The organism is Bacillus sp. L75 (genome assembly GCF_003676355.1).
In the GTDB taxonomy this organism is placed as follows: domain Bacteria; phylum Bacillota; class Bacilli; order Bacillales; family Bacillaceae; genus Bacillus; species Bacillus velezensis.
The window spans coordinates 1-25005 of sequence record NZ_ML064905.1 but is presented as its reverse complement, the minus strand read 5'-3'; the positions used below and the strand labels follow the sequence as shown (position 1 = coordinate 25005).

Below are 25005 nucleotides of genomic sequence, written 5' to 3'. Positions count from 1 at the left end.
GGCTCTTTTTTTACGGTTTCCCTGTATGTAAAACGGATTTAACCGCTTCTTCAATCTCCCTATAACCCGTACATCTGCAAATATTGGACTCCAGCCAATTTTTTATCGTGTCATCACTTGCATTCGGCTCAGTATTCACCAAAGCATGACAATTCATGAGAAAACCCGGTGTGCAATAACCGCATTGAAACGCGAACTTTTCAATAAAAGCCTTTTGAATCGGTGTATTGATCAGTCCTTCAATTGTCGTAATGTCCTTTCCTTCCCCTTCTGCCGCAAGCATTAAGCAAGATTTCATCGGCACCCCGTCCGTTAATACCGTACAGGCGCCGCAATCCCCATTTAAGCAGCCCGGTTTTGCACCAGTTAATCCGAGACGAAGACGAAGAGCAAATAACAAAGTATCAGCCGGCCTGACCGTAATCTGTCTTTCCTCGCCATTTACTTTCAACGTAATAGGATCAGACATTTGGACCTCCTTCTAATTCCCGTAAGGCATCTAAAATTGTATTTTGCAAGACAAACATTCGGTATTCACTTGAGCCTTCTGCATCATCAAGAACGGGTTTGGGTACATACTGTAAAGACCTGCGCACTCTTTCTTCTGCTGATCGGTTTTTATCGTTAAGCACAGCCTCCATTTCAGCAGAACGAAACGGAAATGGACATACGCCGCTGAAGGCCATTCTGATCTCATCATCTTTTTTCAGCGCACAGACTGTCACCAATGGATATCCGACATTCCACTGCTGTCTTCTTTTGATACTGACAAATGGCAGGTCAACGTACGCTCGATCGACAACGACATGAAATAAAAAATCACCTTTTTGCAACTGTATTTCCTTGTTAAATACTTTATTTATGGGACGGTAATGAATCCCCGCTCTCCCTGCAATCCCTATCAAACTATCAGAAATCAGCAACGGCAGCACGGCCTCACGGTAATAGATGCCCCCGCAAATGTTTCCGCCCAGGCTGATCTTATTTCGAGTCGTCCGATCGGCTATTTCACTTACTGTTTTACTTAATAGCGGAAATGGATTTTCTTCCTCCAGTTTCGTTAATGACACGCCCGCTCCGATCACCAAATCATTTTCATAAAAGCGGATGGTTTGAAATTCCGGAAGCGCGTTCAGATCTATCACCGCATCCGTATAGATGATATTCAGCCTTCCTAACGTGATAATTTCCGTGCCGCCGGAATAATACATTGGTGTTTTCTTTTCGGCCGCAAGCGAGTGAAATAGATTGATTGTTTCTTGAATGGTCTTCGGTTTAAAATAATCAAAATCAAACGGTATCATCTTTCCACCCCTCTTGCGTCCTCCATAATCGTTCGGGAATGAGAGGAAGTTGATTCAATTGGACACCTAAAGCGGCGGAAAGGCAATTTCCCAATGCTGCCGGCATCCCCAACAGTCCGTGTTCCCCGCCGCCGCGCGCCCCATAAGGCGCAATCACATGCGGGGTTTCAACAAATTCAATGATATATTCAGGCTGCTCTCCATAGTGAAGGGGGCGGTATGTTCTAAGCTGAGGATTTAATACTCTGCCATATGAATCAAATACAAAGGTTTCTCTTCCTCCAAATGCGATTCCCATACTCATCCCCCCCATCACTTGACCCCTAGCAGCTTTTTCATTCAGTACAGTTCCTATATCCACAACAGAATAGGCTTTTGTAATTCGATACGTATAATCCCGTTTATCCAACTCAACTTCAATTCCCTGAGCACCGACAGCCCACTCGGGTCCCGGCTTCCCTCTTCCCGTTTCCCGGTCTAAATTCGTCATCCGGGTTAATGTGTAATTGCCGCTCGCAATGATTTGGCCGCCAATGGTATTTCCATTTGGAAAGGTATATCCGTAAGCAATGTCTTTTATTTCAACATGTACAGAAGGATGATCTATAAAATAAACCTTTCCGTCGGCCACTTCCAATTCCTCGACAGGAACCCGCAATACACATGATGCCACGTCTTTCAGCTTTCGAATGGCTTCCTCCGCTGCATTCAGTACGGCTCTTCCGGCCATTAACGTCCCTCTGCTCCCCACGGTTTTCCAATGCTCGGGTGTTGTTTGTGTATCTATAAGCATTTTTACGTGAATTTTGCTTATATCCATTTTCATTCGTTCCGCTAAGATTTGGGCTAGCACTGTTTTTGTCCCTGTTCCAATTTCCACTACCCCTGACATCAAATTAATGCTTCCATCGGGATTAAAGGTTAGAATCACCCCGGACGTTGCATTTGTATCAAATGTTGAGGTTTTCCAAATGCAGCTGATTCCCTTCGCCCGTATCTTCCGGCCATCGATTTCAATTCGCTGTCCCTCGTCCCAATTCATTAATTCCTTCAATCTTTCAATGCACTTCGGCACATTTCCGACCGTGCTTGAATTGAGAAGAACTTGAGTCGGTGTGGTGTCACCGGGGCGAATGGCATTTTTATAGCGGAGTTCTAATGGGTCCATGTTCAGCTTTTCCGCCAATACATCCATCGTCCGCTCAAAGGCAAATAACACTTCAGCATGGCTGTAGCCCCTGAATGCACTTGGATATGGATGATTCGTATACATACAATATGAATCACACCGTATATGATCGATCGCGTACGGACCCGTACAATCAACCACCGCAGCCCGGCTGATGTCCACTCCTTTATCAGAATACGCTCCGCCATCAAATAAAAGCTGAATGTCCGCCGCCTTTAAGATTCCATCCTTTGTAGCCCCTAATTTGACAATGGCATCCAACCCGATATGAACGGGAGATGTGATCAGATCCTCTTCTCTCGTATTAAACAATTTGACGGGCCGGCCTCCGACTGCTTTTGATGCCAAATAGGCAATCACCTCTAACTGAACGGCTGCTTTTCCCCCGTACGCTCCTCCTACTAAAGGCGTTTTGACGATCACCTTTCCGGGTTCAATTCCAAAATACCACTCCATTAATTTTTTAATGGCAAAAGGAGCTTGAGAGGATGTGGTAATGATAATCTCCTCATCCGCCCGAATTTCAACAATCGAGCATCTTGTTTCCATCGCAGCGTGATCAGAAGGGTTAAAGGAAATTTGGAATTCTGCTGTCACATCACTTTCCCTAAACCCATCTTCAATATTTCCTTTTCTAACCTTATCCAGGTTTGCGATATTTGTCTTCGGAACCGGGAATACACCTTTTGTCTTCTCATAGCGGTCCGCATTTTCATGGACGAGCGGCGCATCCTTTTGAAAGGCCTCACGGGGGGAATTGACGACGGGAAGAGGTTTATAGGATACTTTGATGGCATCCGCTGCCTTTTTAGCTGTAATTGGATTTTCCGCTACAACAACAGCAACCGGCTCACCATGGTATCTGACCCTTTTATAGGCAATCGGCGATCTGTCTTTAATTTCTTCACCTGCAAGCGGAAAAGGTTCATCACCCAATATCGCTCTCACGCCGGGAATCTTCCAAGCTTCTGAAAAGTCCATAGACACAATATCGGCATGCGCATATGGACTGACCAGCATTTTTGCGTGTAATATGCCTGTTTCTTGAAAATCATCCGTATATTTCGCTTTACCCGTCACTTTTTCAAGGGCCTCTTTTCGAATGACACTCTTCCCGATATACTCCAACTCATTCACTCCCCGAATTTATTCAGCAGCAGCGTATAATCTTCAACTGTATCGACGTCATAAAAAAGCAAAGGGTCTTGAAAGCTGATCATTTTTCCCATATTGATCATACTTTCACGGATGACATGCCGGGCGCCCTGATCTCCCTTTAACTGAAGCAATACTGGAAAACATTGATTTGAGAATAAAATGGGGGGCATAGGAAGATATTGATTTTCAGCGGCGATAAATAAATAACGGTGCTCCTTCTGATAGGAATCAATTAACGTATTGATGATATCTGCGGTGACAAACGGCTGATCTGCAAGGAGAATGATAACGGCGTCAGCCTCGTACTCTGCCGCTTTTTGTAAACCGCATTGTATGGAATGGCCTTGGCCCTTATCCGCTTGCTCACATTCTGCCTGACTCCACTTATTTGATATGGGATCTAAAAAGAAAAAATCCGAAAGCCAATGCAGTGGATCTCCCTTTCCCGTTATAACGAAAATATGATCTAATTCAGATAACAAGGCATTTTTAAGAGCCATACTTCCGAGGGAGACTCCATTCAGAAATAAACTTCGCTTATCCGTCCCCATGCGTCTGCTTGTACCGGCTGCCAGGTAAATGGCTGCTGTTTTCATAAGCGAGACCTTTGTGTTCGCATTTCTTTAATCATCTCGCCGACAATACTTACAGCAATCTCTTCAGGGCCTTGTGCCCCGATGGGAAGGCCGATAGGGGAATGAATATCTGCCGGAATCTCTGCCCCGCCTAACAGCCGCTCCGTGCGCCTTCTGGGGCCTAAAACGCCTTTATAAAACACATTCTCGTTTTTTATTGTATGTAAAATGATCTGATCTTTTTGAAAGCTGTGCGTCATAATGACAACAAAATCCCTTTTTGTCATGCTCAGGCCTTCCATGACTTCTTCCGGTGCCCCTGTTATCAAATGGCCGGCTTCAGGAAAATGGCCGTGATGACATAAAGCGGGACGCCAGTCAATCACCGTCACATGAAAGCCCGCATGAGCTGCCAACGAAACTAACGGCTTCGCATCTTCCCCTGCTCCGAAGACATATAAACAAGGTTTTGGCACCATCTGATGGATAAAAAATAAATCAGAGGTATGTTCATCCCTCTTGATTCCCTTTTCCGTCTGTCTCAGTTTTTGAATACGGCCTTGTTCCATAACATCCCCGGTTCCAAACACGCTGCCGTCTTCCACTATGTACAGATCTTCCTTCAGCTCTAACGTTTTAGTGAATCGTTTCATTTGGGTCACAGACTTTTTTTCATCTAAGCATGTCTTGACTGTCATCAGATGTCTTTCCAATTCTCCTTTTACAGGCTCAAGTAAAACCGTCAAAACACCATTACAGCCAATGCCCTGTCCCCAGGATAAATCGTCCTCCGCACTCATATCAAAGCGGACAATCAACGGCTCTCCTGCAACCCAGACCTGTTCCGACCGTTCAACGAGATCTTCTTCCAGACAACCGGCGGATAACATTCCAACTCTTGTTTTATCCCCTAAAATCAACATCGAAGCCCCTTCTTTCTTATAAGCGGACCCCTCTGCTTTAATGATGGTAGCCAGTACCTTAGCTTTTTTAGAATTGGCGATGACATCCAAAATCCGGTGTATATCATCCATTTCATGTCCCCCGCTTTTACCTGATCATATCTGCATCTGTATATCCGTATTCTTTTTTTCCAGAAAACATTACAAACGTTTCAGCAATTTTTTCGTTTCTAAAAAAAAAGAGTCTTTATAGACCTTATGACCGGGCGGCGCGTGCGACAGCATGTCGGAACGGAGAGATTCCAATAACATGTCCTGTTCCTTCTGTTTCCAATTGTCTGTTTCACCCTGTTGTATGCCTTTAAAGCCCGCAAAGTATTCACTTAACACTTGTAAATCATTCCCCAGCTCCCTTTTGTCACTTGAAGATAAAGCTCCTTCTTTTTCCCATTCTTTTAACGTTTTCACTATATTTGATAGATACTCAAATCCGGCGTTCAACTTTTGCATCTCAATTTGATAGCTTGAAATGATATTTTTATGTTTTTTTCTGACGGGGTTGAATTTTAAGCTGTCAGAGGCTGTTTGCAGCATCTCTTTTGTCATATGCAGCTCTTGCAGAAGATTGTTCATTCTATACGCCATAAGGTTCCCTTTTCCTTGCCCCCACTCTGATTGCACCCATTTGGAAAGGTCTGAAAGTGTGCCGGAAAGCTGACGAGCCAATGTTTGAAAAGAGTCCGCTGCCTTTTTTGTGTAGTCCGGCGGAAAAAGGAACATGTGAACCAGTATGGCAATGATGACGCCGATCACCGTATCGATGATTCGGTCGAATGCATAATCTTTAGCGTTTCGTTCAAACGTAAAGACCAACAAAATGGTGAGCGCTACCTGATGTAGAACCGTTACATCTATTCGTAACCACTTCGCAATGTAAGTACCGCCTAATAGGAACAGCCCCAGCATCCAGCCATTCATTGGCAAGTGACTGACAAGATAGGACGTTAGCATGATCCCAATCGCAGTTCCCGCAATACGATGAAAAGAAAAGCGAATTGACTGATCTATCGTTGGCTGCAAACATAAGATAACAGAAAGAGGCGCTAAATAGGGGTGATCAGAGCCAACTAGTTTTGCCGCTTCCCACGAAACAGCAGATGCAATCGCCATCTTCCAAACCAAAGATGTTTTGTTTTGAATTTTTTCACTTTTCATCATACGCCCCCTCCTTTCAGAGACCTTTTCCACTAGGTTTCCGTGACGCAAAGGGATTTATACTGACATATGGGAAATGCGGAAGAAGCTGTTGTTTGAAGGGGGATTCTTGAATGATGGCTTCTTTTTGGGGTTGGGGAAACCGTTAGCCTTCAGAAACATGAGGCGTAAGATTTGGCTAGAGGAGAATCCTATTCCATTAAAAGAAAGCGAAGTAAGATCCGATCAAGGCGAATGGAAAAATGATCGTCATCGTCGGCTACACGCTCTTATACAACTCCTACGGCATGCAGCTCGTCGCCGATAAACACTTTAAATCAAAGGCCGAAGTGTTGAGCACCGAGATCGACAACCAGAATTATAAATATCTCATAACTCAAAGTCTTTTTGACAAAAGTATGATTGGGTAGGCGAAAGCGTTTTAAAAAGTGATCCTTTCACTTTTACACAAGTTACATGCTGAAACGAATAACAGATTTTCATAACCATTACTCCGTTCCAGGCAATACACCTTTTATAATGCGACTCACTGTTATGTATATATTTTATATATAAATCAATTGAACACACACAAATGAACACTTTGATTACTAGTTAATTCACTCAAAATATTATGACCATTCTTTAATAACAGATTTACACAGAATAAAGGGGTAAAAACGTTTCTCCATATTGCACAGCTTTCTCTATTTTTAAATTCATTGCATCCTTTAAATTAATTCGTCCTTCGAGAATTAAAGCTAAATCTTGACCGTCCATAAATATTATTTTAGATCTCTTACCACTAAATTCTTTAATTACCTCGTTTCTAAACCCATTTACTGAAACAAATAAACCTCTTGTACTTTCAAGCTTAGACTCAATTTTGTGGTTAAAACTAGCTATTTCACTAACGCTGGGAAAACCACTTATCCATTTAGTTTCAACAAGATAATCAAAACCATCGAATTTAAAAAAACCATCTATCTGCTGAGTATTTTCTGAATTTCTATACGACTTTTTATATTGAATATCATTAAGTTCAAAGAGTTTTTTTATCAACTCTTCTAAATTAAAACCTGCTTTCTGTCGATTGAGAGCATTCAAATTATTGTTATATTCTCTTCTTAGCTCTTCTAGCTTTTCAGCTCGTTTTTTGACTATTACCTTTTTTTCCTCAGCCAACTTTCTTTGGATATTTATTGTGTCTTTTTGTTTTTTTACAAATAAATCATTTTCAAACGCTATTTTTTTTAATTTTTTCAAAGCATCAATTCCTGAGTTTCTATCGGTAACTTGTTTATCAGGTAAATCTTTCAGATTACATAGATTAGTTAAAACCTTTCTTTGAATAATTAACCCCTCTTCAGTATATGATAGTTCTTCTAAAACTCTCCTTGACCAAACGAATTTTGGATTATCTTTATATTTATTTATTAATTTTACAGGTACATCTGACGAACGCATAAATGCTGCAACTGGATCCTTATAGTGAAAGCATTTACCAAAACATTGTATCATTTGTTCAACAATTTCGTAGGGTAGTTGTTTCATAATCAACCTCCAAAACAAATGTATTTTCCAATAGTGTATAGAAAATTACAATTATCAACCTTTACCCTCAGCCTTCAAAAAAAGTTTTAATGGCTTTAAAAAGATCTGGCAACTCCAAAAGTTCTTTAGCTGTATAATTTTTAGCAATTAAGAATTTATTGTGGTGATTGTCTAAAAAATTATATATTCTTTTCTTTTCCTCAGAAGTAACTAATTCTAGTGGTTCAAGAATAGAAGATTGTTCACCTTTAACTCTCGACAAAATTGAATCCTCTTTGAATTTAAATTTATTAAAAATCTTTATTAATTCTTCATCAGTTGTCTTTAAAATTTCATCCTTTATTGTTTCATAATATTTTTTGGGATTCAAACAATCCTCCATTTCTGTAGGGTGATAATAGCCAGCTTTGGATACAGACTGAAGTTTTACATTATCTTTTCTATCTGGTTGTATTCTTGCTAATTTTAATTTTCCTTTTATATCGCTACTTATTTCTAAATCATGTACTATATCATCAGTATCGATTAAGCATAACACTTTACTTTCCATTGCTTTTTGTTCATATTTTTCAAACAACGGAGTGAATAAATACCTGTATACTTTTACTACATTTCCACAACCTCCGACACTTAATAATTTTAAATTTGGTATATCTCTTAAATAATGTGATAAATAAAGTTTATCATCACTACCTTCACAAATTATCCAATGTATTTTGTCTGCTCTTATAGAACTAATTATTGAAGACGTTAAATCAAAGTAACTCTTCATTTGAATATCTTCAGGTAGAGAACCTCTTTTTTCAAAGTAATTATTAAAATCATATGTACTAATATAGACTTTATTGTCTGATTGTAATTCTACATGTTGGACATTACCAAGGTTTGTTATAGGAAGTGAACCATACCAATGTGTGGTTAAAATTAATTGATTTTCTCCCACTAAGTTATGTAACCTTTCGAATTGACCAAAAGCCTTTGATATATGAAGTGAATTTTCTGGTTCATCGATAGCTAACACTATTTTCTTTCTATTTCCTTTCACATTATTTTGAAGAAAAGCAGTTGCGATATCAATCAAAGAAATCCTTTGTTCACCTGAACTTAACTCATGAATTTCTTTTTTTTCTTTTTTTAACGTTCTTATTGAAAAATAAGCCTCTAATATTCTATTTCTTACATCTAATGGTGTAAGATTTTTCTTATATCCCTGCTCAACCTTATATGCGTAATTTGAATCTATTTTTTCAATAGTTTCGTTTATTTTATTCATATAATTATCTAACTTGCTATTTAAGTAATCAATCAGGCTTAACTGTCTTGCTCTACCACTTCTATTGCTATTAAAACTTTTTTCATTTAAGATATGATCTATCTCGTCTAAAATATCTGTACTCATTAAATCTTGCATTTCTCTGTTTTCTATCTTGATTACGTCACTTGTTATTGATTCAACAGGTATATAGATATAGGAGTAGTACGCCTTGATACAATTAATCAATGATATATCTCTAACGTCAATTCCACTTGATCCTAATTTCTTTTGGATATCATTAGTGAAAGTACTATAATAAACTTTTGACTTTTCTAGTAAGTTGATTCCTAACAAAAAAAACAAAAACTCTTCTTTCCCGTATTTATACTTTAACTCATCCCTGAATTCAAAGAATTTCTTGAAGTCACCGTTATTCTTCATATTATTATTTGCATCTTCAGTAACATTCCAGAAATAGTCGCTTATTAATTTAATTAACTGGAGTTGACAAGCTTCAATACTATCTTCAATATCAGAAATCTTTATCAAAAATATAGGTGCAATAAATGCCTCATCTACTTTTGTGTTCTTTGTTTGATTCCAATATGCATTATTAAAAAAGGTATTCAAACTTTCTAAAACTGAACTTTTTCCAACAGCATTATTACCAATAAATAAAGTAAAGGGATTTTCATAATCATTACCAATAGGAATAAAATTTATTCCTTGATAGATTTTATAATGTCTACATAGCATTCCAACTATCATATCAGATCATCCTTACTCTGTTTGTATACATAATCATAAAATTTCAACATTATTATATTTATAGATAGTTTCACTTATGGTGCAGTTATGTATCTAAATGACCTTATTAATTTATAGTTATTCTTCATATCTTCATAGTTAATATCATCAGATTGTCCTAGTATACTTGTAAGTTTTAGTTGTTTTTCACCCTACAAGTATATATTTAAATTTTTGACAAAATGTTATCAGTTTCAACAAAACTTGATCCCTCTATTAAACTTACCGTAAAAAAAGATAGGTATACAGAATTCAATTCAGAAACAACTACCTTTTCTAACTCCATATGTTTAAGAAAAAATTAATTCTACTCCAGTGTTGATTTGCGAAATTCATACATTATAAATTCCCTTTGATTGCATTGTAATTGTCAATAATCGAAATTGTTTTATTTGCCACTTCACTTCCAAGTGAGGCATACAATTTCTTATCGCCAATAACATAAAATTCTTCTTTAGCTCGTGTAGCTGCAACATTCATCATATTTGGATCAGAAACAGCCCATCTTGCTGCCCCACTGCTATTAGTGTCCGCTCCAAGAACAAAATAGACAATTTTTGCTTCTTTTCCTTGAAAAGTATGGACAGTTCCGATGTTTGTTTTTTTCCCATTTTCGCGTTTCGTAAAGTTAATTTCATCTAAAACTTGTGCAAGTTTATAAGCCACATTTCTAAATGGAGATATAACATAGATTTCTTCAGCTAAGTCTGGATTTTCCTGCAAACGATTATCAATCAGACTTTTCAGTAAGTCAGCTTGTTCTTTAACAAATTTGTCATTTGCTTTTCCGGTTGAATCATACCATTGTGATTTTCCCTGTGACTCATCTTCTGATTTACCTTGTACCATCAACCCATCATACGAGATTTCATTTGAAATCGTAAACATAGGGTAATTTGAACGTCTGTGCACCCAAAGTGGTATGCCGATCCATTCATCCTCATTTTTTTGGAAACCATACTGACTTGCGGCATCCACAATCGTTTGAGTAGAAGCATCAGCAGAGACAAATTTTTCATCAACTTCATAATATCTTCCAATCAATGTCAGGACATTTGAATCTAACGTCAATACTGGTTTTATTTGTGATGGATCCCCAACCACCATAACCTTTTTACTTCTAAAAATTGCGCCAACACTTGCCTGGGGCAGTGCTTGACCTGCCTCATCTATGAATAGGTTACCTATTGAGTTTTCATTAAGGTTTTTAAACATCCTGCCAAAGCTGGCAAAAGTAGTACTGACAACAGGGATAGCGAAATTCAACCATTGCCATGATTCTGAAATTAACTGATGTCCATTCTCTTTTCCAATGTATTCAGACTGTTTATTCCAAATAATTCTTGCCGCTCTCAAATTCTTTCTGTTTTCATACAGGAATTGCTTTCTAACCTTTAAGGCTGAAATAAATAATTCTGATTGTAAAATACGAAAGCGCTTGGTAAACCATGGATTAGACTTTTGAAGTTCATCATATGTTAGTGAGAAATCTAGTTCTTCTATTCCACTTTGAAATTTGAGTTTTTCCAATAACGCAATTTCTTGTTCCAATTTCTTAAAATTATTTTGTTGAGTAGTCATCCATTGTTCGAAATCAGCTTTTGTGTCCTGAATTTGTTGCCGAGTATTTTTGATTTTAACAGCATTTACCTTTAGTGCATTTTCTAATTTCATGCGCTCATTTAACAATTTAGTCTTTTGTTGAGAAAGATGATTTAAATGGGCATTCGTATTATTGAGATTTTTGAAATACTGCTCAACTTTTGATTTATTAAATATTTTCTGGAGCCATAAAAAACTTGGCTTTTGTGAAGTAACTACATCATAATTCCGTTCAGCTTGAGCTTGTAAATTATTCAAATTTTTGATTTCAATGGAACAATCCGATAACTTTTTTTGGAGATTTACGCTTTCTTGTCTAAGCCTTTCAAGTTCACGCTGCGCTTCTTCCTCCTGTGAAATCAAATTTGCTCGTTTCTCTGTTACTTCTTGTTCAAAAGCAATGGTTTGCTCCTTATGCTTGGTTTTAAATTTTTGAAGAGAATACATTTTCTCGCTATATTCTTGAATTTTTTCTCTTTCAGTTTTTAATTCATCATAGAGACGTGAGAATTCTTGATATACACTTATATCTGTATTCGCTTCATAATTTTCTTCTAAATTCTTTTCAATTACTTCAATGGTTAAAAGTAACTTGTTAATGTTTGTTGACGCTCCGCCTTCTAACGAAAATGTACCCCAATTATCCTCATTTAAAAGCTCACTTTTTATCTTGCGATTCTTTCCGAAACCTTCACCAGTTAATTTAGAATTAGAAACATCTTTAAAATAATTTGCTTCCTCTAGTTGCTTTTGAAAATCGTCAGCAATCTTTTCTTTCTTTGGTAACTCCTTAACAATATTTTGGACTGCCCCATTGTTTGAACTTGCTACAATAATATTCTTATCTGAAATGGAATCCGGTAAAACACCAAGTTTAGCACTCTGCCAATAAACTAGACTACCTTGAATATTTTTATCAGACAGCTGTAAAATTTCCGCTGCCTGTTGCACTACTAAATCAGCGAAAATATCTTTTAACAGTGTTGTTTTCCCTGTTCCTGGCGGTCCATTGACACTACGAATATCATTTTCATCATGTAAAGCAAGATTTACCGCAACCTGTTGCATGAATGAAAGCGCAAAATCGGGATTACTTGGGAAACGTCCCAAAGGATAAAATTTAGGTTGCAAAATCATCTCGAAAATATGTGAATTAAAATGAGTTGATTCTTTTTTACCATCTAAATTTTTTCTGTATCCAGAAAAGCCATTAAAATATCTTTCCAAATTTTTATTAGTGATAGTCTTTGCTTTGTTCAGATCTCCAATAAAGAACGAATGTAGATTCACATCTCCATTATCCAAGTTTTTCACAAATGCATAGCGGAAATTTTCTGTAGTCACATTATAATTTTGTAAGAGTTCAGAAATTGCGGTATTAAAATCCTCATCAAATTTCCTGTTCAAGTTTTCTCTAAATGAGTTTTCAACTTTTAAAATATCTTTCGGTAAATCGCCATGTCGGCGGATATAACCACTCATCGTATAGAACAATTTGTCTGCTATAAAATTTAACTGGTTATCAAAATATACAGAGAAGGTGAATTTGTCAGAGTTACTAACTTCTTCGTGGGTCTTAGCGATCTTATATTTCTCCCTCAATATGTCAACAATCTCTTGAAAATTGAATATATCAAAATATAATACTAAGCCCGACTTTTTGAAGAACTTATCTGATACCTTTTGCTGTTCTTTTTGTTTAGTTAAAAAGTCTAAAAAAAACTTATTCCAGTCCTTCTCCACCGTATGTAAAGGCTTTAGCGCTTTATCTTTTTTATTAATAGAACCTTCTGATAGTTGCTCTATCGTAATCCAAGCATTTAAAATGTCTTTCCTTCCGTTCATACTATCCCCCGTCATCATCCATATATAGAAAACTTGAATTATATGTTGCATTTGTGTATTTCATTTTAAAAATGCAAAGCTTTTCATGGACAAAATTAGATTTCAACTAGATATCTGCTTAGTTTGTATCAAAAGGCACGACTTATAATTTGTTTTTTCTTTAATCAATTATAAAACCACACTCACTTATGATAAGGCTCCCCACGATTAATCCGAAACGCCCGGTAAATCTGCTCCACCAAAATCAGTCGCATGAGCTGATGAGGAAATGTCATTTTCGAAAATGACAGTTTGTCGTCTGCCCGTTTCATGACGGCGTCGCTTAGTCCGAGTGAGCCGCCGATGACGAAGGTGATTTTGCTTTTTCCATAAGTCGCCAGCTTATCTATTGTATCGGCTAGTTCTTCGGATGTTTTCATTTTTCCTTCGATGGCGAGGGCGATGACGTGGGTGTCCGGGCTGATTTTGGCCAGGATGCGTTCGCCTTCTTTGTCTTTGACGATTTTCATGTCTTGGTCGCTCAGGTTTTCCGGGGCTTTTTCGTCCGGGAGTTCGATGATGTCGATTTTTGCGTAGGCTGAAAGTCGTTTTTTGTATTCTTCAATGCCTTGCTTGAGGTATTTTTCTTTTAGTTTTCCAATTGTCACGATATTGATATTCACAGGTCATCCCCACTTTAGAAACAAGTTATTCATATATATTGTCCACAATTGTGGATATCTTTTCTGTATTTTGTGTAGGATCATTCGTTCCCTACTAGATATGTTGCAGTGTCCCCACATAATTCACAGGCTGTGGATAAACTGTTAGTATGTTCGATTTTTCTGATTTCGGGCGGAAGCTCATGATCATCTATGTACATGTCCAGCACGGTTTCGATATGTTCTTCACAAGAATAATAAGCGGTTTTCATTGTTACGTCCTCCGGTTTTCTTTTGCACGCGGCAATTGTTCTCTTTTCAATATAACCTATTTATACACATGTTAGTAGTGCTTCGGGCTGAGTTTTATCCACAATTCGGCAAATCACGCGCAAAAAGAGCCGGTGTTTTCAGCATCCGGCTCTTTACGTGTTTTCTCTTTTTTCTAAGCGAAGGACGAACAGAATTCCTAATAGACACGCCAGCAGTGTAGAGCAAACATCAATCCAGTCCGGCTTTCCGCCGTTTAAAAAAGAGTTGGTTATTACGGAAACCAGGAGAATGGTTACGGTCACCGCGGCAAGCTTTTTCTTCATCGGCTCCCTCCTAAATTCCTCTATCTCTATGTTCGGTCGGCTTTTCTCTTGTTATATAGCCTTATCATAAGGGTCACAACGATATATACAATCATAATCAATGCCCCGTTGCTCATATCAGGGTATCCAATCAACATATTCATTATGACAAAAACAATGGTTATACAAATGACGGACAACAATAAGAAGATACTGAATGATTTCAAATGAACACCTTCTTTCTTGCAGTAACATTTCATTATAAAAAGCTTACCAAAAGCGGCAAGCTCTTCCGATATGTTTATACTCTTCAAAACCCACCCATCACCTGCACATCATACAGCTTGAGATGGCTTTTCGGCGTGACGATGTTTTTTAAATTTGGGATGGTCAGGCCGTTCAGCTTTTTGCCCGTTTTCAGGTCGAAGGATTCGATTTTGGCAGGCTTTTTGTAGCTGTACGTGAACAGATACAGCTTTCCGTTTTGATGGGTCAGCTCCTTGAAGTCGGCTTTCATTCGTGATGCGGGGAGCTTGAAGGCTTTTTTGCTTTTTCCGGTCTCAGAGTTGATACGGTACACGTTTCCGAAGCCGTCAACGAAATAGAAGCTGCGCCGCTCCATGAAAAAGCTTTTTTTGAAGCTGAACGGCATGGAGTCATAGATAGTCTGTTCGTCATTTTTATAAGCGGCGATATCATACGTTTTGATGGCGCCGCTCTTTCTCATAACTTTCACCATTTGATAGATGTGATCTGCTTTTTCCCCTCTGGTGACAAAGCAGACGGCGCTGTCGTCCGCGGCGAGCTGGGATTCGACAGACGTGCCTTCTTTATACGTCCACGCCGCGATTGATTTTGTATGGAGCTTCTCTTTATCAGCCTGAATGTCTTGGACGTGATAGCCTTTTTCGTCATCTGTCGGCGTGAGCGCGAAAAGATGATCTTTAAAAAAGCCTGAAGCGCGGATATAGTGCGGAATGACGTCTTGCTTCCACCTGCCGTCCATCTGGCGGTACAGCTCTGAGCGATAGCTGCCGCCGCTCTTGTCGTAGCCCGAATTATACAGCGTGTAAAAGCCTTTCGCCCGTTCGATATATCCCGCGCTGTCTCCCGTATGCTGGTACGCTCTTTTATATGTGTGAAGGCCATTTTGAACGGTGTAGATTCCTTTTTTGTCCTCCAGCAGCACGCTGCCGTCATGCACTTTGGCCGATCCGAGCTCAAGCCCCTTCATGTGATAAGAAGAAAGCCGTCCTTTGTCATCGGCGAAGAGGGCGTAGCTTTTTCCGCCGCCGAACGTGTCTTGATCAGCCGCCGTGGAGAAATACAGCAGCGCCTCTTTATCTTTCAGAAAATCAGGGTCATTTAATGTGTCTCTCGCAACCTCCGCAGGATCTTCCGTGCGGAAATAGAAGAAGCATAAGACCGCTGCGGCGGCGATGATCACTAAAGGTATCCAAATGATTTTTTTCACGTTGTTCTCCTTAGTGAATGGTCAGAATCGTGGTTGTGTAGGACGAGCTTGTGATGTCGCGCGGGTATACGCCTAAGCCGCCGTTAGAGTCGATATCAATCCCGGCTTTTAAGAGGAATGCCGACCACAGCAGTTTTGAGCAGTTTTTGGCGCCTTCATGGCCCGTATTTCTGTTATTGACGAAGTTGAAGGAGTACTCATCACCCACTCTTGATACAGCCCAGTCAGCGGCGGCTTGTTTTTGGGCATCGGTAACTTTCACGGTCTGAACGATTGAATTGTCTTCGACTTCTCTGCCGTTATAAGCAATCTGGCGGACGCCGTCTCCCGGCACGGATTCCACAATTTTATCAGCGGATGAATACATGCCGACATGCCCGTGGTTGTAATAAGCGGTGTATGAGTTCGTGTAATAAATATTGCCTTTTGTGCTTTTCGGAAGTTTTTTGGTTCCTGACGATCCGCCCATCGCAGAGAGCCCTTCTTTGGAAGCGATTACATTTCCCTGCACCTTGTCTGCCGTGATTTCTTGATGAAACTGCTTGAGAATTGCTTCTGTTGAAACGTGCTTCTGTTTGGCAAGCTCTTTTGCGGATTGGAGAACGTCTTGAGGGGTCGTGCCCTGCTGAAGGTCTGCGATTTCTTTTGCGTAGCGGGCTGTTTCTGTTTCTTTCGCTTTTACATTCAAACCGGAGAACGACAGAACCATGGTGAATGACAGGGCAAACGGGAGGACGGCTTTGAACAGCTTTTTACACATATTACTTCGCCTCTTTTCTTTGAGTATAATTTTTCCACATTTGTATTATATGACGGAATTGCGATAAAAAAATAGATAATTTACAGATTTTTAAAAATTTTATAACAATATGTAAATCATATGCATAAACCATTTTCAAATATCAGGAAATCCGGTTATCATACAAGAAAGGGGGAGGACATATGAAGGACAGAACGATCGGTTCGATGCGGGTTTCCGCAATGGGGTTAGGGTGCATGGGCATGTCGGAATACTACGGCAGCCAGAGTGAGGTTGAGTCGATTTCCACCCTGCATCATGCCGTTCATCTCGGCGTGAATTTGTTTGATACGGCTGATCAATATGGATTGGGTGCAAATGAAGAGCTTGTCGGCAGAGCACTCGCCCCATTCAGAAAGGAGCTGTGCCTCGCGACGAAATTCGGTTATGTCCGAAGCGAAAAGGGTGAGTTTATCGAAATTAACGGACGGCCCGATTATGTGAAAAAAGCGTGTGACGCCAGTCTGAAACGCCTTGGGACGGATTATATCGACCTTTATTATCTGCACCGGGTTGATCCGCGGGTGCCGATTGAAGAAACCGTCGGCGCCATGAAGGAGCTGATAGACGAAGGAAAGGTGAGATATATCGGATTGTCAGAGGCTTCCGCAGAAACGATCAGGCGCGCCGTCCGCATTCACCCGATTGCCGCGCTTCAATCGGAATATTCTTTATGGAGCAGGGAAGCAGAGGAGCATGTGCTGCCCGCCTGCCGTGAGCTCGGCATTTCATTTGTGCCTTACAGTCCGCTCGGCAGAGGTTTTCTTTCCGGAAAGATGACGTCGACCGAGCAGCTGGATGCCGATGATTACAGAAGAAGAACGCCGAGATTCCAGGGAGACAATTTGGCGGTGAATATAGGGCTCGTCCAAAAACTTAACGCCATTGCCCGGGAAATGAATATCACCGCGCCTCAGCTTGCGCTCGCATGGGTTCTTGCAAACGGCGATGACCTTATTCCGATTCCGGGTACAAAAAAGAAACACTACTTGGAAGAGAACCTCGCCGCTCTCGACATTGTGCTTCCCGAGGATGTGAAGGCGCGGTTGGATGAGATGTTTCCGATCGGCACGGCGGCCGGCGAGCGTTATCCGGAACACATGATGACATTGTTAGATGAATAACAAAAGAGGCCCATCGTGCGGGCCTCTTTTCATGACAGCTTTTTGCTCATGATGACATCCGTCTCCAGAAATCCGGTCTTCTCATACAGCTTCCGCGCCGTTTCGTTATGAGCGAACACATGGAGAGAAATCTTGCGGACACTCAGGTCTTTGGCTTTGTCCTCCAGCCTTGCGAGCGCCTCTTTTGCATAGCCTTTGCCGCGGAAAGGCGGATGAAGGCCGAAATCATAAATAAATGCGTCCTGCTGCGGGTGGTCCGGATCGGCGTGCAGCCACAGCCAGCCGGCATTTTCCTTTCCGTCCAATGTCAGCGTCCATAAATAGTGATCGGCCGTCTCCAAGCCGTCAGGAAGCAGGTCTTCAAACGCCAGCTCCGCTAACTCCGGCGCTTCGTCAGGCAGCCACGTTCCCGCTTTTACCTTTTCTTCAGCGTAATGCTTGGCTGAATGGGCGAGATAGGACTGAAATTCTTGTCCTGTCATCGGCTGCAGCGTGATAGCCATTGAATCACTCCTTACAAAACACAGACTGAAAGCGGTATCATGAAGTATTATCCGAAGGCTCCGTTTTCCGCCGGTTTTATGATTTGTTCGGCTTGTGCCGTTGAACCAGTTTGCGCAAATAATCCAATCGAAATGAGACTTGCCAAGGCTGCTGAGAGTACAATGAATTTACATGTTTTCATTACGAATCCCCTCCGTTAATCTCAAAATTTGGTCATTGGCATCAATTGATTCTTGAAAATACTTCGCCGCCAGTTTGTAATTCTCCTGTTTTTTAAAATGCGCCGCGGCCTGATACGACAAGTCGGAAACGTCACTCCACAGCTCTTTCCTTCTTAACTCGGCGAAAGCTGATTCAAGCGCTTCTTCATTGCGGTCAATAAAGACATGCTGTAAGATGCGCAGCTTTTGGGTGTATACGGGCTCGTTTTTTTCTTCAGCGGCATTCAGCGCTTTATGCAGCCAAAACCGGCCCTCATCCGCCTGTTCCTGTTTCAATAACACTCTGGCCAGCATGTACAGACTCCGCACCGAATACGCTGATTGCAAATGCTCCTTTTGATCGAGAGCCGTTTCAAACTCGACCCGCGCCTCCTCAAGCTTTTCCTGTCTTTCATAGCAAATACCTGCGTTAAAGTGGGCGAGCGCCTTAATATGCGGATCGCCCGCTTTGGCAGCTTGATGAACCGCCGTCTGCAGGAGCTCTTCGGCTTTCTGATAGTGAAACAAGTCCATTCTGTTACAGCCGATCACCATTAAACACTGTGCTTCTCTGACCGCGTACATTTCATTGGCTTTGTAGATCTCTAATGCTTTTTCCGCATGGTTCATCGCAAAGTAGTTTTGGCGGATTTCATAGTAGGCAATCGCCACTTGATAATTAAACTCGGCTCTTTCAATCTCATTCGGTATGTGCCGGAGCCTGCTTTCAGCAATCCGGTAAAAATTAATGGCGTTCATAAACCGTTTACGGTAAAACTCGTGCATTCCGGAAAAGAAATAATAATAGTATTGAATCATCTGGTCTGTTTTTTCTTTATCGGCGTTCAGCTGGATCGTTTTTAAAATGCCGTCTGTTTTCTCATACTCTTCCATCAAAAGTTTGTAGCGGGAATCAATTAAATTAAAATAAAGGAGCACCGTTTGATTTTGTGTCATATTTTGCAGATCCGTAAGCAGTTGTTCTCTTAACGCCTCAGCCGATTCGGTGTTGTGCTTTTTGATTTCCTCATACCAGTCACTGATTTTTTTCGCAACTGTTTCGTGGGCCATCACCTCAGCCATCTGTCAGGACACCTCCCTTTCCCATTTTGTGTAATAAATATATCATATTTACAGGTTCAAAAAGAGGGTGGCAGCCCGCTAGTTTCCTCGTGGCAACAAAAAAACCTCCGCAGGTGCGGAGGCGCATATTTTATAGTAGTTTTTTTCCTAACAAAGATTCCACCAGCTCGACCGCTGTTTTGCCGGTTTTGTTTTTGTGATCGAGGATCGGGTTGACTTCGACAAATTCAGCTGAAGTGATGATGTCGGCATCATACAGCATCTCCATTGCCAAGTGGCTTTCACGGTAGCTGATGCCGCCGACGACAGGTGTGCCTACGCCGGGCGCGTCGCTCGGATCAAGGCCGTCGAGGTCAAGGCTGAGGTGAACGCCGTCACAGTCTGACAAGTAGTCAATGGTTTCTTCAATGACCTTTGTCATGCCGAGGCGGTCAATCTCATGCATCGTATAGACCTTCATGCCTGTTTCCTTAATGTACTCACGCTCGCCTTCATCAAGCGATCTCGCGCCGATGATGACGACGTTCTCCGGCTTGATTTTCGGGGCATACCCGCCCAGATTCACCAGCGTGTCGTGCCCGACGCCGAGGCTGACGGCCAGCGGCATTCCGTGAATATTGCCTGACGGCGATGTTTCCAGGGTGTTTAAGTCGCCGTGCGCGTCGTACCAGATGACGCCGAGCTGTTTATAGTGCTTTGCCGTTCCTGTCAGCGTTCCGATCGCGATGCTGTGATCGCCGCCCAAGACGAGAGGGAACCGCTCATTCTCAATGACGCTGTCCACCTTTTGGGCGAGCTGCTCGTTCCCCGAGAGCACAGAGTTCAGATTTTTCAGCTCTTCATCATTTTTGAGTTTTTCACGATTGACGGGGATGTCGCCTAAGTCTTCCACCGCATACCCCATGTCAGATAACCGTTCAATGAGATGCGCGTAGCGGATGGCGCTCGGGCCCATGTCCACTCCGCGTCGTGCTTGTCCTAAATCCATCGGCATTCCAATAACTGAGATATTCTTGTTCATCCGTTTTTCCACCTCAACATGTTGTATGTTGTCCTGTGCGGGTTTCTCAAAGATGACTTGGACACGAAAAGATTTAAAGCTCTATCTGTTTTTCTGACTGCTTATGCTTTTTTACATACAGATGATAGACGATAACGCACACCGCCATGAACGGGATGCCGCAATAAAGGGCGAGCCGCTGTTCTGAATCAAATGCGAGGCTGATCAGAACAACCGTATTTAACGTCAGCCCGATAATAGGCAGCACCGGGTACAGCGGTGTTTTAAACTTCAGGTCTTCCACTTTGCCGCCTTCGCGGATGTATCTCCGTCTGAACATCAGCTGTGACAGGGAAATCGTAATCCAGCCGACCTGCGCGCTTAGTCCGGCTAATGATAAGAGAAACATATAAACGGTTTCCGGCGCTGCCACTTTAGACAGCAGTGACAGGCAGGCGACGGCCAGCGTCACGATCAGAGCGTTCATCGGCACGCCGCGTTTATTTATTTTGCCGAGCGATTTAAAGGCTTGTCCTTCGTTCGCCATAGCATATAAGATACGCGTCGATGCAAACAGGCCTGAGTTGGCCACTGAGAGCAGCGCAATTAAGATAACAAAGTTCATAATATCGGCGGCATATGGAATACCGATTTGTTCAAACACCACGACAAACGGGCTTTCGACCACTCCTGCCTGCCTCCACGGAATCATCCCGGCAATGACGATGATGGAGAGAACGAAAAAGACAAGCGTTCTCCATACCGTCTGCCGGATAGAGCGCGGAATCGTTTTCTCGGGATTTTCACTTTCTCCCGCGGCAACCCCGATCAGCTCCGTTCCCTGGAACGCGAAGTTTACGGTAATCATCGTAATAAGCATAGCCTTAATGCCGTTCGGAAACAATCCATCCTCATAAAAATGAGAGAAGAAAGGAGCCTGCTCGCCGTGTTTCATGTCAATCAGGCCGAACATGGCGGCGCCGCCCAAAATAATAAACAGCAGAATGACTAAAATTTTAATACCGGAAAACCAAAATTCCGACTCAGCGAACGCTTTTGTGGTAATAGCGTTCAAAAGAAACATCAGTCCGACAAACACGAGGCACCACACCCATACGGGAACATGCGGAAACCAGCGGAGCATCAATTGTCCCGCAGATAAAAACTCAATGGCGCATGTCACCGCCCAGCCGAGCCAGTACAGCCAGCCGAATGCGAAACCGAAAGCGGGGCTGATGAATTTGGTTGCGTACGTCTGAAACGACCCTGATACGGGAAGGGCAACCGCAAGCTCGCCTAAGCAGAGCATTGTCAAAAACATTATAAAACCGCCGACCAGATAAGACAGAACCGCGCCCAGCGGTCCCGCCTGGTTAATTGTAAATCCGGTACTCAGGAAAAACCCGGTGCCGATCACTCCGCCCAAAGAAATCATAAACAAATGGCGTGATTTCATTGTGCGCTGAAGCTGATTCTCTTTTTGATTTGTATTCACTATTCTGCACCCCTTCAGCAACTTGTATTGGAACCAAGCCGGTGCTTTGAAACCGATTTGCTGTCCAAAGAGCCTCTATTTGTATATGAATGTTATATTAAATTCATTTTCGTACATAAAGATACATTATACTAAAATACTGTCGCCGCGCAAATAGAGTGTGCTGAATTTTTTATTTGTAAATTCCATACAAGCCGAGGGAAAGCATTGCCGCATCAAAGTTTTACGCGTTTTGAAGCACGTTTGTGATCTTTTGGATCGCCCAGTCCAAGTCTTCCTTGGAAATCATTAACGGCGGTGCAAAACGGATCACGGTATCATGTGTTTCTTTGCATAAAAGCCCTTCGCCTTTCAGCTTTTCACAGTACGGGCGGGCCGCTTCTGTCAGTTCAACGCCGATAAACAGGCCGCGTCCGCGCACGTCTTTTATGATCGGGTTATCGATTTTCTCAAGCTCTTCTTTAAAATAACGGCCAAGCTGAAGGGAACGCTCTGCCAGCCCTTCTTCCTCAAGGACTTCAAGAGATGCGAGCGATACCGCGCAAGCGAGCGGGTTTCCGCCGAATGTCGAGCCGTGGGAACCCGGGTTAAACACGCCGAGAATGTCACGGTTCGCCGCGATGCAAGAAATCGGGAAGACGCCCCCGCCGAGCGCTTTGCCTAAGATGAACATATCCGGTACGATATTTTCCCAGTCAACCGCGAATGTTTTCCCTGTGCGGCCGAGTCCCGTCTGAATTTCATCAGCGATCAGAAGCACATTTTCTTCCTTACAAATGGCGGCCGCTTCTTGTAAAAATCCTTCCGGCGGAATGACGATGCCCGCTTCTCCCTGAATCGGTTCGAATAAGAAAGCGGCTGTGTTCGGCGTGATCGCCCGGCGCAGCGCTTCTGCGTCTCCGTATGGAATTAATTTTATACCCGGAAGCATAGGTCCGAAACCGCGTTTATACTCATCTTCTGAAGAAAGGGATACCGCAAGCATCGTTCTGCCGTGGAAGTTGCCGATACACGCAATGATTTCCGCCTGATTATCCGCTACTCCTTTGACCTCATATGCCCAGCGTCTCGCCGCTTTGACAGCGGATTCAACGGCTTCCGCCCCCGTATTCATCGGCAGAATCATATCTTTTCCGGTCAGCTTGGCTGTTTTCTCATAAAACGGACCGAGCTGATCATTATGGAACGCGCGTGACGTCAGAGTGATTTTATCCGCCTGATCCTTCAGCGCCTGAATGATCTTCGGATGTCTGTGCCCCTGGTTCACCGCAGAATAAGCACTCAGCATATCCATATATTGATTGCCTTCAGGGTCTTTTACCCAAACACCCTGCGCTTCAGAAATAACAATCGGCAGAGGATGATAGTTGTTCGCGCCGTAATGTGAAGTTTGGCTGATAATTTCTTGAGATTTTGTGAAAGCTGACATAATCTGATTCCCCCTTGTTTTGTAATCATTCAACATTAGATCTTGCTTTCCCTTTTTATAAAGCAAGTTCCGTGCCAATCCGAAAAAACGGGATGTTTCGCCAACATTCTTTCTTTTCCCGCAAAATTTTCCGGCAGTTTGTGTGCAAACTTCAGCCAAGCGCAAAATTTTTTTGCGTTTCCCGCTGACAAAATAGGAGCAATCCAATTAGATTGCTCCTACTCAACAGTTATTTATTCAATTGTCTCTGATATACAATGTAAGAATATAGTAAAGATAATATGATACAGCCGATTGCAGCCATGAAAATGACTGACACTCTATACACCGGCGGCAAAAAAGCTGCAAGCATCATGAGCATGCCCGCTAAGACAAAAAGTTTCGAACTAACCCTGTGTGTATCCTTCCAAACGCTTTCACTGCTCAGCGTCCAAGGTGTTCTTATCCCTAAAAAGAAATTAGGCTTAACGATCTGAATGAAGTTTCCAAACACCATGAAAATGACTCCCACTATAAAGTTTCCTAAATAAGATATAGGGAGATCATATCCCAGACCGGTCAAGATGGTAATCAGATTAATGACAAACAGAACCGCAAACATTGTATTAAATATAGCCATATATGGCCGGATAAATGTTTTGTAGTTATTTTTAGGATCAATCTTAGGGATGATAACCATTAAAATATATAGAATAATCATGATGCCAATAAGCATCATCATCGCATTAGCTTTCGTTTGGTAATCATTTGCACTTCCGTTTAATCCCCAGTGTGTCGCCAAATTGTCCGGTAAAGATGAATATGTGCAAACCCATGTGAAAACAGTTAAAACTATGATTCCTGCCGAAAAGAGATATTTTTTCATGATTCCCCGCCTTTCTTATTATCATGTTCTGAATCAGTCAGAGAAAAGAACCAGCCTATAAGATCCTGTAATACAGTGGTATTTAATGAATACATAATAAATTGGCCTTTCCTCTCATCGTGAACCAAATCAGTATTTTTCAATATGGTAAGGTGATGAGAAATACTGGGTTTTGACATGTCGAAGTGTTCCGCAATTTCACCAGCCGTCATGTCTTGTTTCTTTAATAAATCCAAAATTCTTCTCCTTGTAGGATCGGCCAGTGCTTTAAAAGCTTTATTCAAAAACTTTCCCCCTCTCATACATACATAATTTAGATATTTAAGTATATATCTAAATATCAACCATTTCCTTAAAAAAGTCAATGGTTTTATTACCTTAATTTCCATTTATTTTTAAACATCGTCCAAGCGCAAAATTTTTTTGCGTTT

At 41.6% G+C, this 25005-nt stretch carries 23 protein-coding genes and 1 pseudogene; 2 read left to right on the top strand and 22 right to left on the bottom strand.

From position 1 onward, the window contains the following. Positions 1–10 precede the first annotated feature (10 nt). The 6 genes from D5S11_RS10835 to D5S11_RS10810 all read right to left on the bottom strand — a co-directional run bounded on the left by D5S11_RS10835 (position 11) and on the right by D5S11_RS10810 (position 6346). Positions 11–469 (bottom strand): (2Fe-2S)-binding protein, encoded by a 459-nt coding sequence (locus D5S11_RS10835; RefSeq protein ID WP_015418586.1) that lies wholly within the window; start codon positions 467–469, stop codon positions 11–13. Continuing rightward, positions 462–1304, bottom strand: a complete 843-nt coding sequence (locus D5S11_RS10830) for an FAD binding domain-containing protein (protein ID WP_108725217.1) — start codon at positions 1302–1304, stop codon at positions 462–464. Before D5S11_RS10830 ends, D5S11_RS10835 begins: the two co-directional genes overlap by 8 nt. Continuing rightward, on the bottom strand, positions 1291–3621 hold the full coding sequence (locus D5S11_RS10825) for a xanthine dehydrogenase family protein molybdopterin-binding subunit (protein WP_007407865.1): 2331 nt from the start codon (positions 3619–3621) through the stop codon (positions 1291–1293). The genes D5S11_RS10830 and D5S11_RS10825 overlap by 14 nt, the downstream gene beginning before the upstream one ends. A 5-nt stretch (positions 3622–3626) precedes the next feature. After that, positions 3627–4247, bottom strand: coding sequence for an NTP transferase domain-containing protein (locus D5S11_RS10820; protein WP_108725216.1), 621 nt, complete (start codon positions 4245–4247; stop codon positions 3627–3629). Beyond that, positions 4244–5260 carry an XdhC family protein gene (locus D5S11_RS10815; protein WP_108725215.1) on the bottom strand — a complete coding sequence of 339 codons (1017 nt, stop codon included), beginning with the start codon at positions 5258–5260 and terminating at the stop codon, positions 4244–4246. The genes D5S11_RS10820 and D5S11_RS10815 overlap by 4 nt, the downstream gene beginning before the upstream one ends. Before the next feature lie 69 nt (positions 5261–5329). Continuing rightward, positions 5330–6346, bottom strand: a complete 1017-nt coding sequence (locus D5S11_RS10810; protein ID WP_128424621.1) for an FUSC family protein — start codon at positions 6344–6346, stop codon at positions 5330–5332. 215 nt (positions 6347–6561) lie between these two features. On the opposite strand from D5S11_RS10810, the pseudogene D5S11_RS10805 reads away from it, so the two are divergent. Then, positions 6562–6744, top strand: a pseudogene (locus D5S11_RS10805) (fructose-bisphosphatase class III); the annotation flags it as partial. Positions 6745–6979: 235 nt separating this feature from the next. Here D5S11_RS10805 and D5S11_RS10800 read toward each other — a convergent pair. The 8 genes from D5S11_RS10800 to D5S11_RS10765 form a co-directional block, all read right to left on the bottom strand. Next, positions 6980–7876: a restriction endonuclease gene (locus D5S11_RS10800; RefSeq protein ID WP_025285553.1), complete on the bottom strand. Its 897-nt coding sequence runs from the start codon at positions 7874–7876 to the stop codon at positions 6980–6982. 67 nt (positions 7877–7943) lie between these two features. Then, positions 7944–9899 (bottom strand): AAA family ATPase, encoded by a 1956-nt coding sequence (locus tag D5S11_RS10795; RefSeq protein ID WP_038464515.1) that lies wholly within the window; start codon positions 9897–9899, stop codon positions 7944–7946. Positions 9900–10277: 378 nt separating this feature from the next. Next, positions 10278–13385 (bottom strand): AAA domain-containing protein, encoded by a 3108-nt coding sequence (locus D5S11_RS20195; protein WP_038464518.1) that lies wholly within the window; start codon positions 13383–13385, stop codon positions 10278–10280. A 182-nt stretch (positions 13386–13567) separates the two neighbouring features. Next, complete coding sequence (gene rlmH / locus D5S11_RS10785) at positions 13568–14047, bottom strand: 23S rRNA (pseudouridine(1915)-N(3))-methyltransferase RlmH (RefSeq protein ID WP_013354196.1); 480 nt, start codon at positions 14045–14047, stop codon at positions 13568–13570. Between the two features lie 80 nt (positions 14048–14127). Beyond that, positions 14128–14298 (bottom strand): CxxH/CxxC protein, encoded by a 171-nt coding sequence (locus D5S11_RS10780; RefSeq protein WP_004393147.1) that lies wholly within the window; start codon positions 14296–14298, stop codon positions 14128–14130. Between the two features lie 153 nt (positions 14299–14451). Continuing rightward, positions 14452–14622 carry a hypothetical protein gene (locus tag D5S11_RS19885; RefSeq protein WP_007407875.1) on the bottom strand — a complete coding sequence of 57 codons (171 nt, stop codon included), beginning with the start codon at positions 14620–14622 and terminating at the stop codon, positions 14452–14454. 289 nt (positions 14623–14911) lie between these two features. Beyond that, positions 14912–16075, bottom strand: a complete 1164-nt coding sequence (locus D5S11_RS10770) for a hypothetical protein (RefSeq protein WP_106080285.1) — start codon at positions 16073–16075, stop codon at positions 14912–14914. Positions 16076–16085: 10 nt separating this feature from the next. Beyond that, complete coding sequence (locus D5S11_RS10765; protein ID WP_015240940.1) at positions 16086–16835, bottom strand: YiiX/YebB-like N1pC/P60 family cysteine hydrolase; 750 nt, start codon at positions 16833–16835, stop codon at positions 16086–16088. A gap of 182 nt (positions 16836–17017) precedes the next feature. Here D5S11_RS10765 and D5S11_RS10760 point away from each other — a divergent pair, with 182 nt between their 5' ends. Then, the gene (locus D5S11_RS10760; RefSeq protein ID WP_015240941.1) at positions 17018–17998 is read left to right on the top strand and encodes an aldo/keto reductase; all 981 of its coding nucleotides are present in this window, start codon (positions 17018–17020) and stop codon (positions 17996–17998) included. 29 nt (positions 17999–18027) lie between these two features. Here the strand turns inward: D5S11_RS10760 and D5S11_RS10755 are convergent, their stop codons facing one another. The 8 genes from D5S11_RS10755 to D5S11_RS10725 all read right to left on the bottom strand — a co-directional run bounded on the left by D5S11_RS10755 (position 18028) and on the right by D5S11_RS10725 (position 24858). After that, complete coding sequence (locus tag D5S11_RS10755) at positions 18028–18501, bottom strand: GNAT family N-acetyltransferase (protein WP_108725214.1); 474 nt, start codon at positions 18499–18501, stop codon at positions 18028–18030. 47 nt (positions 18502–18548) lie between these two features. Next, positions 18549–18683 carry a hypothetical protein gene (locus tag D5S11_RS20355; protein ID WP_007407881.1) on the bottom strand — a complete coding sequence of 45 codons (135 nt, stop codon included), beginning with the start codon at positions 18681–18683 and terminating at the stop codon, positions 18549–18551. Continuing rightward, positions 18670–19785, bottom strand: coding sequence for a response regulator aspartate phosphatase (locus D5S11_RS10750; RefSeq protein WP_108725213.1), 1116 nt, complete (start codon positions 19783–19785; stop codon positions 18670–18672). Before D5S11_RS10750 ends, D5S11_RS20355 begins: the two co-directional genes overlap by 14 nt. A 130-nt stretch (positions 19786–19915) precedes the next feature. Next, positions 19916–20806 carry an arginase gene (gene rocF / locus D5S11_RS10745; protein WP_007407883.1) on the bottom strand — a complete coding sequence of 297 codons (891 nt, stop codon included), beginning with the start codon at positions 20804–20806 and terminating at the stop codon, positions 19916–19918. A gap of 73 nt (positions 20807–20879) precedes the next feature. Beyond that, on the bottom strand, positions 20880–22280 hold the full coding sequence (locus tag D5S11_RS10740) for an amino acid permease (protein WP_079891421.1): 1401 nt from the start codon (positions 22278–22280) through the stop codon (positions 20880–20882). A gap of 223 nt (positions 22281–22503) precedes the next feature. Then, the gene (locus D5S11_RS10735; RefSeq protein ID WP_004393130.1) at positions 22504–23709 is read right to left on the bottom strand and encodes an ornithine--oxo-acid transaminase; all 1206 of its coding nucleotides are present in this window, start codon (positions 23707–23709) and stop codon (positions 22504–22506) included. 229 nt (positions 23710–23938) lie between these two features. Further along, entirely contained in the window at positions 23939–24574 is a 636-nt protein-coding gene (locus D5S11_RS10730) for an SdpI family protein (protein WP_032869257.1), read from the bottom strand. Further along, entirely contained in the window at positions 24571–24858 is a 288-nt protein-coding gene (locus tag D5S11_RS10725) for an autorepressor SdpR family transcription factor (protein ID WP_015240946.1), read from the bottom strand. Before D5S11_RS10725 ends, D5S11_RS10730 begins: the two co-directional genes overlap by 4 nt. Positions 24859–25005: the final 147 nt, after the last annotated feature.